The sequence below is a fragment of the Plectonema radiosum NIES-515 genome (assembly GCF_025753815.1).
GTDB lineage: Bacteria > Cyanobacteriota > Cyanobacteriia > Cyanobacteriales > Nostocaceae > Hassallia > Hassallia radiosum_A.
In genome coordinates this window covers 1-11,669 of sequence record NZ_JAOWRF010000014.1, presented here as the reverse complement: position 1 = coordinate 11,669, position 11,669 = coordinate 1, and the positions used below count along the sequence as shown (strand labels likewise).

General features: G+C 41.5%; 9 protein-coding genes and 1 pseudogene. 3 read left to right on the top strand and 7 right to left on the bottom strand.

From position 1 onward, the window contains the following. Positions 1-29: 29 nt before the first annotated feature. Positions 30-2,246 carry a lytic transglycosylase domain-containing protein gene (locus OGM63_RS01430; RefSeq protein ID WP_263743718.1) on the bottom strand — a complete coding sequence of 739 codons (2,217 nt, stop codon included), beginning with the start codon at positions 2,244-2,246 and terminating at the stop codon, positions 30-32. A 405-nt stretch (positions 2,247-2,651) separates the two neighbouring features. Here OGM63_RS01430 and OGM63_RS01425 point away from each other — a divergent pair, with 405 nt between their 5' ends. Next, the gene (locus tag OGM63_RS01425) at positions 2,652-3,410 is read left to right on the top strand and encodes a slipin family protein (RefSeq protein ID WP_263743717.1); all 759 of its coding nucleotides are present in this window, start codon (positions 2,652-2,654) and stop codon (positions 3,408-3,410) included. 194 nt (positions 3,411-3,604) lie between these two features. Here OGM63_RS01425 and OGM63_RS01420 read toward each other — a convergent pair whose 3' ends face one another. Continuing rightward, complete coding sequence (locus tag OGM63_RS01420; RefSeq protein WP_263743716.1) at positions 3,605-4,855, bottom strand: FAD-dependent hydroxylase; 1,251 nt, start codon at positions 4,853-4,855, stop codon at positions 3,605-3,607. A gap of 214 nt (positions 4,856-5,069) precedes the next feature. Between OGM63_RS01420 and OGM63_RS01415 the strand changes: the two genes are divergently transcribed. Then, a complete protein-coding gene (locus OGM63_RS01415; protein ID WP_263743715.1) occupies positions 5,070-5,894 on the top strand; it encodes an Rpn family recombination-promoting nuclease/putative transposase in 825 nt (274 codons plus the stop codon). Positions 5,895-6,001: 107 nt separating this feature from the next. Here OGM63_RS01415 and OGM63_RS01410 read toward each other — a convergent pair whose 3' ends face one another. Next, the gene (locus OGM63_RS01410; protein ID WP_263743714.1) at positions 6,002-6,760 is read right to left on the bottom strand and encodes a YebC/PmpR family DNA-binding transcriptional regulator; all 759 of its coding nucleotides are present in this window, start codon (positions 6,758-6,760) and stop codon (positions 6,002-6,004) included. A 102-nt stretch (positions 6,761-6,862) separates the two neighbouring features. Here OGM63_RS01410 and OGM63_RS01405 point away from each other — a divergent pair, with 102 nt between their 5' ends. Next, entirely contained in the window at positions 6,863-8,206 is a 1,344-nt protein-coding gene (locus OGM63_RS01405) for an ABC transporter substrate-binding protein (RefSeq protein WP_263743713.1), read from the top strand. A gap of 185 nt (positions 8,207-8,391) precedes the next feature. Here the strand turns inward: OGM63_RS01405 and OGM63_RS01400 are convergent, their stop codons facing one another. From OGM63_RS01400 to OGM63_RS01385, 4 genes and pseudogenes are all read right to left on the bottom strand, one after another. Continuing rightward, a complete protein-coding gene (locus tag OGM63_RS01400) occupies positions 8,392-9,033 on the bottom strand; it encodes a Uma2 family endonuclease (RefSeq protein WP_263743712.1) in 642 nt (213 codons plus the stop codon). Positions 9,034-9,117: 84 nt separating this feature from the next. After that, entirely contained in the window at positions 9,118-9,711 is a 594-nt protein-coding gene (locus OGM63_RS01395) for a hypothetical protein (RefSeq protein WP_263743711.1), read from the bottom strand. A gap of 51 nt (positions 9,712-9,762) precedes the next feature. Next, positions 9,763-9,981 (bottom strand): annotated as a pseudogene (locus OGM63_RS01390) (glucokinase); the annotation flags it as partial. Positions 9,982-10,515: 534 nt separating this feature from the next. After that, positions 10,516-11,391 carry a tetratricopeptide repeat protein gene (locus OGM63_RS01385; RefSeq protein ID WP_263743710.1) on the bottom strand — a complete coding sequence of 292 codons (876 nt, stop codon included), beginning with the start codon at positions 11,389-11,391 and terminating at the stop codon, positions 10,516-10,518. Positions 11,392-11,669 lie beyond the last annotated feature (278 nt).

The window sequence follows — 11,669 nt, the reverse complement described above, 5'->3', positions numbered from 1 at the left end:
CCCCTCCTCCCCCTCATCCCCCTCATCCCCTACTTCGGCAATTCCGGATGTGCGGCTGAGTATTTTGACACTATGGCAGAAACTTCGGGATTGTAAAGTCTCAGATAATTCCAGTAGTTGCCAAATACTTGACGCACGTAATTTTTGGTTTCGTCAAAGGGAATTGCTTCGACAAATTCATCAGGATCGTCTTTTGATAAAGTTTGCAACCACTTGCTGACGTTACCCGGACCTGCGTTGTAAGATGCGATCGCAAAAAGTGAGTTATTTTGATATTGCTGATGGGTGTGAGCCAAATACCAAGTACCATACATGATGTTTTCACTCTCGTTTTCCAAGTCAATTTTTTGACTATCCATCTTGATTTGTGGTGCAATCCATTTGGCTGTACTGGGTAAAACTTGCATCAAACCAGTAGCACCAGCAGTAGATTTAACTTTTGGCTGAAACCGAGACTCTTGACGCATCACAGCAGTCACCAGCAAAGGATTCATTTTCTGCTGTTGCGACCACTTCTCAACCTCATTCAGATAAGGAAAGGGATAACGAGCTTGCCAGTAGATAATCTGTTGTTTGAGAGCTTGATACTGAGCTTTTTCTTCTGGTATTTCTCGGTCTTCTAATTTAGAAATTTTGTCAATTCCTAGTTTGTTTTCTCCTTGTGCTAACCGCATCAAACCTTCTGTAAATTGCTCTGCTACCGTTGGTTGCATTTTGTTCACAAATTCTGTTTGCCATTGCAACCAGGCATCACGGTCTTGACCGAGGAGATATAATTCTTTGAAGGTTTCCGAACCTGCGGGAGGTACTGGGCGCCCTGATAAAACTACTTCTGGATTTAGCTGACGGACATTGTTAAAGTTGCCGACATTTAACCCCAAAACTGCCGCCGATCGCCATGCATAATAAGAGTAAGGATATTGAGCGATCGCATACTCATACGCAGCTTTGGCTTCTTGTTGTTTGCCTAGTAAAGTAGCCCATTTACCTACCCAAAAGCCTGCTCTTGGTGCCAAAATGCTATCTGGGTTCTTGGTAGTAATTGGTTCTGCCCATTGCCATGCAGCTTTATAATCTTTCGATGCAGCTTTCTCTTGGGCTATTTTCCAGCGATATTCTGCGGATTCTTCAGAATTGGCATATTTGGTTATCAGTAATTGCCGCGCTGCCTCTGCTGCTTTTTTATCGCTGTTGTCGAGAATTTTCGCTTTTTCTATCAGTGCAGCACCAGCTTTCTCTGGAAATTTAGCAATTACCTGGTCAAGATATGGTAAGGCATCTTTAGATGATTTTACCATTTCGGCTTGACGCATCAAAGCAGTAGCGGTTTCTGTCGCTTGGGGAAATTGCTGTACTACTTGCTGGTAAATAGCTTGCGCTTGTTCTTTTTGTCCACCGACTTGCAATCCTCGTGCAGTGCGGTAGAGGTTGCGGGGTGTTTTGGTGGCTTTAGCATAAGCATAAGCTGCTTTGGTAAATTCGTTATTTTCCCAGTAAGCTGTACCAATTATTTCCCAATCTTCTGGTTTGAGGGAAGTTTCCGCTTCCACCTGTGTCGGATCTGTGGAGTTACTAACTAACCGATCCAACACGCTAATTATTCCTGGTTGGTCAAAAGTATATTTTGCCAGAATTAATTCTAATTTGGGTTGATTGGGATTTTCTTCTAAGCGCTTGCGAATAATGTCCCAAGTTAGGGGATGGGAAGGAAATTGAGCGATCGCTGCTTCTTGGGTATCTGGTAGGGCAATCAGATACAAGGCTTTGACTGTAGCAACATCTTTGGGATACTGCTTGATCACTTTTCGTCTAATATCTGAGGCATTACCATCTTTACCTAATAAATCCTGTGCTTGTGCTTGTTTGAGCAAAACATAGGGTGCTAGTTGTGGATAATCATTTTCCAGTCCTTCGAGTAACGATAGCGCTTTTTTCCCGTCTTTGCTTTCAATCAAATCACTTGCCAAAAGATAACGAGCGCGATTTCTATCTGGTGATTTCGAGTCTTTGGCGATCGCCTCTAGTTTTCCCGCTCGTTCTTGTGGCAATTGTGACACCAATGGTAGCACCACTGATTTAGCTTTGGTTGCTTCAGATATCTGTTCTGGTGGACTTTTGGACAGTTTTATCCATTGTCCCACAGATTTTCCGATCTCCGGAGCACTAACTATAGCGCCAGCCAAAAAGGCACACAGTCCTGCACCCGCAATTATAGAAAGTTGTCTTTTCTGTAACTTCTTCAGCATTGATACCCGCTGAAAACTTCAGATGAATTTCTTGAAACTTTAGCACTACTCGTGGACAGAATGAGCAATTCTTAATTTTTTTAGACTTTTGATTTTATTTGGACTTTGGACAAAAAAGATGGTTGGCGAATAATTTCCGCGAACCCAAAATCTCGGTATCATAAATTACCACAGTTGTTTTTCCAACTGAGTTCAACCCTCAAGCCTACAAAAGGGGAAAAATTTTTCATGAGTTATTGCTGTACCCAGTTCATGATGGCTATTTACGGGAAATTTAATGGGAGCATGTGCGCTTTTAATTACGAAGTGCGATCGCTATTTTTCCTAGATTCCCCATACAATTGCTGTCACTACATCTATCAAAGGTATAAAATAGAGCTATTTATATATTAGTTAGGTGACAAAATGGGACTACTTACAGGTACATTTTTTGCTTTTTTAATATTTCTTGCCGGCTTCAAGCTAGACCGAGAATATCAACGCGGTGTTATTTTTCGCCTGGGAAGAATAAATGGAGTTCGCGGACCCGGATTATATTGGATATTACCAGTAATTGACCAAAAAGCCCAAATTGATATTCGCACGAAAACGGTGAATGTTGAACCTCAAGAAACTGTAACGGCAGATAGCGTCACAATTAAAGTGAGTGCGGTTCTTTATTACCGAATTCTTGACCCATCCAAAGCGATTAATAAAGTAGAAAACTACGAATTTGCTGTTTATCAAACCGCTCTTACTACTTTACGCAACGTTGTGGGTCAAAATATATTAGATGATGTTTTACAAAATCGTGACAAAATCAACACCAAAGTCCAAGAAATTGTAGACGAAATCACTGAACCGTGGGGAATTGTCATTGAACGGGTAGATATGAAAGATGTGGAAATTCCCCTAGCAATGCAACGCGCAATGGCAAAAGAAGCCGAAGCAATTCGCGAAAAACGCGCTCGCATAATTAAAGCTGCCGCAGAACAAGAAGCCTCAATTAAGTTATCTGAAGCTTCCAAAGCGATTATGGAAAATCCCGCAGCTTTAGAATTGCGAAGACTGCAAATGCTAACAGAAATAGGCGCAGAAAACAACACCACCACTGTGATAATGATACCTTCAGATTTTATGAATTTGGCGAAGAATTTGTCAGATTCTATTCAGAAGCAAGAGTAGAGTCAATCTGGTTTGGATAATTAGCCGATACTTAAGTTTTTAATTAAATAGATGGGCATAAATAAACGCTCCTTAACGTAGTAACGGCTTAAGCCGTTAAAATCCAAGAGCGGTAAACCGCTCACTACGAAGCAGATGCGATCGCTTCCTCAAATCCAAATACGGTTTTTAATAGATGCGATCGCTATCTCGTTTTAGCGTCGCGCTATTTCTGGAGTACGTCCTTTCATCCCAATCATTAACTTGAGAGCGAATATTTTTAACAGAGGTACTTTCTGCATAGTTAATAAACCAAAGCGACGAGCTAAAACTATTGGTAAGAAGTTGTTAGAAAATACTCGATCTAACAAATCAGTGAAACCTAAAATTGTTAGATTTTCTCGCTGACGCCAACTTTGATAGCGTTTGAGGATGCGAATGTCGCCGATATCTTGATTTGTTGCTTTCGCTTCTTCTAATATCTGCGCTAAAGCTGCTGCATCACGAATGCCCAGATTTAAACCTTGTCCGCCGACGGGATGGCAATTATGCGCTGCATCACCAATTAATGCTAATCTGGGGAGAACATAGCGCGAACTTTGCATAAGTTGCACTTGAAAAACAAAGCGCGAGCCTAGTAATTCTAACTTGCCCATTTGATTGCCATAACGCCGAGTTAATTCTTTTAAAAATTGCTCGTCATCTAAGGCACACAAAGCTTTTGCTTCTTCGTGGGGTGCAGTCCAAACTATTCGACAGCGGTTCCCCGGTAAAGGTAAAATCGCAAAGGGACCACTTGACCAAAATCTTTCGTAAGCGGTATCATTATGTGGTTTTTCTGGCTTGACAAATGCGACGATACATGATTGCCAATATTTCCAGCCATGAGTTTTGATTTTTGCGGCTTCACGAATAGGCGATCGCGCTCCATCAGCTGCAACTAATAATTTACTACGTATTGTCCGCAATTCCCCAGCAATTTTGATATCTATCGCGACTACATCTTGCTGATATTCAGTGTTTACCACTTCTGCCGGACAAAGGTAAGTTACATTTGGGCATTCTTTGACAAACTCTTGCAATGGCTGCAATAGTGCTTGATGGTCTGCCACATAACCCAAATCTGAGGTTCCGATATCGGTTGTGGCAAATTCTACCACATTCGGGTAATCGGCATCAGAAAGGCGAACGCGGCGGTAAGTAGCGATTTGGGGCAATATTTTTTCCCAAATGCCAATTCCTTGGTAAATTAACGCTGAAAGCATGTGAACTGCGTAAGCTTGTCCTTTGGCAACTGCTGCTGATTCCACTCTCGCTTCAATTAGCAGCACATTTAAGCCAGAATCTTTCAACGCAGCGGCTAGGGTTAAGCCTATTATCCCACCGCCAACAATCACTAAATCATATTCATATCCCTGGTTTTCTCTGGGTATTTGGGTTGGGGAAAGGGTTTGAGTCAGCGTCATTGTTAAGAAAAATTAAAGAAACAATAAGATTATTCATCTTTCTTCATTTTGACAATAACAGCTAGCGCTCCGCAAGTTGCGATCGCGCATTCAGCAGATTTAATGAAGTACATATATAAAACCGAAAACCTTGTAGAGACGTAGCACAGAATCGTCTCTACGTGTATTCAATATGCTGTAAAATCCATTGGGAAACTGTGATCTTAGCAAAGAAGTGAAAACTGACACCCTTTTCTATCGTCTATTTCAAGCTTTTCCGAGCGTATTTTTTGAATTAATTGGTCAGCCTGGAACTGTCGCTAACAGCTATCAATTTACTTCTATCGAACTGAAACAACAAGCCTTTCGCCTGGATGGAGTATTTTTACCTACGCCTAATAATCCCAATCAACTCATTTATTTCCTTGAGGTACAGTTTCAAAAAGACGAAGCTTTCTACCAGCGAGTCTTTGCAGAAATTTTTCTCTATCTATATCAATACCAATCTGTGAATGATTGGCGTGCAGTTGTTATATTTCCCCGTCGCAGTCTGGAACCTGATGAAACTAAGCCGTATAGTTTGTTACTAAACAGCCCCCAAGTGCAGCGTGTATATTTAAATGAATTAGGGGAAACCGCAGATACTTCAATTGGAGTTGGTATTGTACAGTTAGTTGTCTGTCGTGAAAGTCGCACAGCCGCAAAAGCTAAACAGTTAATTGAACAAGCAAGACGGCAGTTGACTAATGCACTTACTCAGCAAGAAATTATAGAATTTATTGAGACGGTAGTTATTTATAAATTTCCCCGGTTAAGCCGGGAAGAGGTAGAAGCTATGTTAGGTTTGGATGTTATCAGAAATACAAGGGTTTATCAAGAAGCAAAAGAAGAAGGTAAGCAAGAAGGTAAGCAAGAAGGTAAGCAAGAAGGTAAGCAAGAAGGTAAGTTAGAAGCGGTTCCCCGATTGTTGAAGTTGGGATTGAGTACAGAACAAATCGCGGAGGCTTTGGAATTGAACATTGATATGGTACGACAAGCCGCAGAAAAACAGGCAAATTAAATCAAGCGATCGCATTCCATCATAACTTTCTACACATTCAGGACACTACTAAAAATAGGCGCTATTTACGCCTAATGTTTGCCATAGATGCACCTGCAAACAATACACTAAGCCATAATCGCAGCCATGAGTTGTTCATTCATGTCAAAGTTAGCGGTGACATTTTGGACATCATCCAAGCCTTCTAAAGTATCAATTAACTTTATAAGCGATCGCGCTTGATCTGGCTCGGTAACATCTACACTATTACTGGGAATCCAGCGCAATTCTACATCCGTTACTTGAAAACCTTTTGCTTTCAACCTTTGACTGAGATTCTCTAAATTTGCTACCTGGGTAAACACCTCTGCTATCTCATCTGAGGTCATCTCATAAGACTCGGCATCGGCTTCCAGGGATGCTTCTAAAAGCTGTTCTTCATCAACTACATTTTCCACCACACACACACCTTTTTGTTCAAACATCCAGCTAACGCAACCTGCTTCACCCAAATTCCCGCCATTTTTACTAAAAGCTGCGCGTAAGTCTGCGGCTGTACGGTTACGATTATCTGTGAGAGCTTCAATTAAGATTGCGACACCAGAAGGACCGTAACCTTCGTAGCGAATTTCTTCTAAACTGGTATTATCTCCCCCAAAAGTACCTGCACCTTTGGCGATCGCTCGTTCTATGTTTTCATTAGGTATACCTGCCGCTTTCGCTTTTTCAATCGCTGTGCGAAGTTGAAAATTCAGAGCTGGATCTGGTACACCGCTTCTCGCAGCAACTATAATCGCTCGTGACACCTGAGTGAACGTTTTCCCCCTTTTTGCGTCCACTACGGCTTTCTGGCGTTTAATATTTGCCCATTTACTATGTCCTGCCATAATCTAAACTTGTTAATACTAGACTTTATTATTTTGTCTCACGCACTCGTAGCAGAGACACACAAGAAGATTAAAAAGAGAAGTTTTACAATAAGTTTGCCCATGCGATCGCATCACCCCACAAACCATAAACTTGTGTCTTTCCCAGCCAATATTATCAAGACAGCCGTCCGTTTACTAATTTTACTCGTAGCGGTTCTCAGTTTAACGGGATGTCAAATTAATTCTCGAAACCTGACCCAGCAGAAAGTCGTCCATGTCACACTATGGCAAGGAGTGAATCCATCGCAAAATCGAGATGTATTGCAAAAGCTAGTAGACAAGTTTAATCAAACTCATTTTGATATTCAAGTCGATTCGCTTTATGTCGGACAATCAGATCAACAAATGCCGAAGATTTTGGCTGCGGTGGTGGGAAATGCCACACCCGATTTGTTATGGTTTAATCCGACAATTGCCGGTCAATTAGTTGAATTGGATGCACTTTTACCTTTGGATGAAATGCTGGAAACTTCAGCGGTAAAAAAGGAAATCGACCCAGCTTTGTTTGCCACGATGGAACTCAACAGCAAGATTTGGTCTGTGCCCTTTGCTACTAATAATATTGGCGTTTTTTACCGTCCTAGTTTGTTCAAAGCAGCGGGGATTACAGAATTACCCCGGACTTGGGAGGAGTTGCGGCAAGTTGCGAAGAAATTAACTATTGATAAAAACGGTGATGGCAGGATAGACCAACATGGCATAATTTTACCTTTGGGAAAAGGTGAATTTACGGTGTTTATTTGGTTGCCGTTTATGTGGAGTGGTGGGGGTGAATTGGTGGGTGGTGATTCCCAAAATGCGGCAGCGATTGACTTGACGGAGAATTTTGGAGCGATCGCAGGTTTGCAATTTTGGCGTGATTTAATTACTGACGGTTCCGCGATATTATCTGGTGCAGAACGCGGTTATGAGACAGACGCTTTACTTGCGGGGAAAGTAGCGATGCAATTGACTGGAAGCTGGACTTTAGGACAATTTAAAGCATCTAATATCGATTTTGGCGTTTTTCCCATTCCGGTCGGGCAACGCCCTGCTACGAGCATTGGCGGTGAGAATCTGTTCGTTTTTAAGACCACGCAAAAGCAAGAAAAAGCCGCGTTTAAATTTATTGAGTATGTTTTGAGTGAAGAGTTTCAAACAGAGTGGGCAATGGCAACAGGTTATTTACCCGTGAATTTGAAATCGCGTCAAAGTGCAAAATATCAGGAATTTGTCAAAAAAGACCCGGCAATGAAAGTATTTTTGGATCAAGCTAAATATGGGCGATCGCGTCCGATTTTTTCCGGTTACAATCGAGTTTCCGAAAATTTAGGTCGAGCTGTAGAATCTGTCATGCTGGGTAAAAGTTCACCCCAAGAAGCATTGAAAGCATCACAGCAACGTTTGGATTTGATTTTCAAGTAAGTAATATCATGGGAGCGCAAATCCACATACTGTAGAGACGTTCCGGACTGAACGTCTCTACTAGTCTGTCAACATAAAAATGAAGGATGTAGAGACGCGAAATTTCGCGTCTCTACGAGGTTTCGGATAGTACAAACAATCCCTCAAAATCAAATTGACAGACTACTACGACGGTTGCGAATTAATTATTTCTGAAATTGAGTTAATAACCAAGCACATACTAAACTTTGATTCATTTGACGAGTACGTCGCAAAGCATCATTTAATAGGGAAATTTCCAATCCAGGTAATACCAGAGATTGAGTAATTCGTCTACTACCATTATTTTCAATAGTAAAAGCAATAACTTGGACATTTTGTACATCGAGAATCCAGTATTCTGCTACTCCTAAATCCTCATATAAAAGACGTTTTTCACCTTTATCATCAGCAAGGGAGGTGTTAGCAACTTCTATTACTAAAGTCGGTGTTGGATAGATATCTAGATTAATAATTGAAGTTCCATAAGGAATGACATCAGCGTTGTCACCAATGTAGTAAGATACATCAGGTTGAGCATCTTTTAAGCCTGTTTTCCGGTAGGTGCAGTTATCTTTGCCATTCAAAGCAATGCCTTTAATACTGGCAAACAGGTAAACGGCATACATGATAATTCCGTGGTCGCTAGCGTGGTCATTACCGAGTGGTGTCATTTCAATCCTCATTTGTCCATTGTGATAATAACCCTTGGCTTTTTCGTAAGCCGGATTCTCAATTGCTTGAATATATTCATCCCAAGTCGCTGCAACCCAAATATCAGTTGGTAATTTTGTCTGTAGTTCGCTCATAAGTTACCTCTGCTTTGCCTGTAGTGAGGACTTCAGTCCTTATCTTATAAGACGAGGACTTAAGTCTTCACTACGAATATAATCTCACTTTTGCAATACAACATTAAAGGAATTTAAATACCCCCTAATGCTTTTTGCTAAATACTTTTGCTGTTTTTTAGTCGTTATCACCATTACTTGATACAAGCGTCCCTCAGCTAAATACATTCTATTAAGAGTGATTTTGCCACCAGAATTTATATACTTAATTTCTTTGCCTGGATGACCGTTAGAACTACGAATATCTCGCGCTCCAATTAAATTACTTTGCGTAGTCTTTAAAGCCATTTCCTGTGCATTATTGAGGATTTCTTGAGAACTGGTCATTTGACCATAACTATGGGGAAAGTCATTAAAAGCAACTACATATGCTACTTCTTGTTTCGGTGGTTGTCCGAGAAAAACTTCTAAATTAATTTCTCCCATGAATGTTTTTTGAGTTTGGGTAACTCTTTTGGGCATTCCTGGCATCAAAATGGTAAAACGTCCATCTGGTGCGGTGAATAATTTCCATTGTGATACCTGAGCATCAACTGTTTGCCCTTGAGAAACCGGAAGTTGAGATTTACGCGCTTCAACTACCCTGTATGTACTGCTGACAAAAGTTGCGGCAGCGATTAATGGTAAGAAAACTTTCATTGTCATAGTTGTTGCTTTTGGAGATGCGAATACTACTTATGCTGCCAGCTGTTATAACCTAGCTGCGTGCAAAGCAGCACCGATTAATCCCACATGTTGATTCAGAACAATATGCACCGGTATATCTTCGAGGAGGCTTCGCATCCTGCCTTTTTGGGTGAAATTCAACATGAACCTCCCGTCTTGAAGTAAAGGGAGAATTTTGGTAGCAATGCCACCAGCAACGGATAAACCCGCGTATGGTAAGAGTTTCAGGGCAAGATTTCCGGCATTGCATATTGTCGCTTGGGATTTGACAATACACGTCGATAAATTTGACATATTGTAGAGACGTTCCGTTCTGATCGTCTTTACGATTCATCCTAACAGGACTTACGCAACTGGCACAGGCGATCGCGTCTTCATAGCTAGACCAAAAACATGGGAAGGACGGGACGTTTCAATTGTTGAATGAGATAATTTGAGAGTAATCCGTACTTTAATTGATAAATAGTAAGACAAGTTTTATACGCTAAGTCTTTAAGCCTAAGCCAGACCAACATGCAAGGGCCGATATGATTTCTCTGGATACGAGCTTTGCGACACATGCCTTGATTCAATGTTAGAAACACCCAAAGTCCTGCTTCTCCTATTGTAGGGTCTCGAACACTCCACTACGGGCGAGCGATCGCCTGCGCTTAAGACACCCGATTTATTTCCTCACCAACCTCACATGGAAACCACTACGCTACTGAAGCGTCACCGTTTCATACCCCTTCCCATTCGCTTTGGTTGTGACAGTTGCGTAAGTCCTGCCTTGCTGATTTATGCGGGATTTTTGTAGATTGTGATTGTTTTGCTAATTTTGTCGTAGGAACTCATTTTTTCGTAGGATGCGATCGCTTCTTCATTTCGTCCTAAGTCAACCAGCGTACGACCCCGGTTGTTCCAAGCTGGTTCAAAGTCAGGTTTAATTTCTATAGCTTTGTCGTAGGATGCGAGCGCATCATTAAATCGCCCTAAGTTATCCAGCGCAATACCCCGATTGTTCCAAGCTTCCTTGTTATCAGGTTTAATTTCTATGGCTTTGTCGTAAGATGCGATCGCTTCTTCATCGCATCCTAAATTTTTCAGCGCAATACCCCGATTGCACCAAGCTTCCTCTTTGTCAGGTTTAATTTCTATGGCTTTGTCGTAAGATGCGATCGCATCATTAAATCGCCATAATTTATTCAGCGAAATACCCCGGTTATACCAAGCCTCATCGGAGTTAGGTTTAATTTCTATAGCTTTATCGTAAGATGCGATCGCATCATTAAATCGCCCTAAATCATTCAACGCAACACCCCGATTGCACCAAGCTTCCTCTTTATCAGGTTTAATTTCTATGGCTTTGTCGTAAGATGCGATCGCATCATTAAATCGCCCTAAGTTACCCAGCGCAATACCCCGGTTATACCAAGCTGATTCAAAGTCAGGTTTGATTTCTATAGCTTTGTCGAATGAAGCGATCGCACCCACAAAAGCTCCTGCCATTACTTGCCCATTCCCTCGCTCCAACCATGCTAACGATTCATAATACTCTGTATATGTCGGCTGTTCTGGTGGTTCTACGATTTTGCGTTTTCGCAACGGTGGAGACTTACTATTAAATAAACGCACTAAAGACCTTTTTAGCCACCGCCAAAGTCGCCTGAGCATTTGCCGCAACCTCGTATCGCTTTATTTCGTGCATTCTAGCGATTTTACTGAGACTGCGGTGGGATGCGATCACCGAAGCAAAAAGAATATCATCACGTTTTAGAATAAAGCCCTGGCGATTAAAAATCGCGGCTACACAGACAAAACCCGCCTACTACTACTACTACTACTACTACTACTACTACTACTACTACTACTACTACTACTACTACTACTACTACTACTACTACTACTACTACTACTACTACTACTACTACTACTACTACTACTACTACTAC

Bases quoted from the DNA above. Each gene is read 5' to 3' on its own strand.
- OGM63_RS01400 (WP_263743712.1), bottom strand. From the start codon at position 9,033: ATGAGCGAACTACAGACAAAATTACCAACTGATATTTGGGTTGCAGCG.
- OGM63_RS01405 (WP_263743713.1), top strand. From the start codon at position 6,863: ATGCGATCGCATCACCCCACAAACCATAAACTTGTGTCTTTCCCAGCC.
- OGM63_RS01385 (WP_263743710.1), bottom strand. From the start codon at position 11,391: ATGCTCAGGCGACTTTGGCGGTGGCTAAAAAGGTCTTTAGTGCGTTTA.
- OGM63_RS01395 (WP_263743711.1), bottom strand. From the start codon at position 9,711: ATGAAAGTTTTCTTACCATTAATCGCTGCCGCAACTTTTGTCAGCAGT.
- OGM63_RS01425 (WP_263743717.1), top strand. From the start codon at position 2,652: ATGGGACTACTTACAGGTACATTTTTTGCTTTTTTAATATTTCTTGCC.
- OGM63_RS01410 (WP_263743714.1), bottom strand. From the start codon at position 6,760: ATGGCAGGACATAGTAAATGGGCAAATATTAAACGCCAGAAAGCCGTA.
- OGM63_RS01430 (WP_263743718.1), bottom strand. From the start codon at position 2,246: ATGCTGAAGAAGTTACAGAAAAGACAACTTTCTATAATTGCGGGTGCA.
- OGM63_RS01420 (WP_263743716.1), bottom strand. From the start codon at position 4,855: ATGACGCTGACTCAAACCCTTTCCCCAACCCAAATACCCAGAGAAAAC.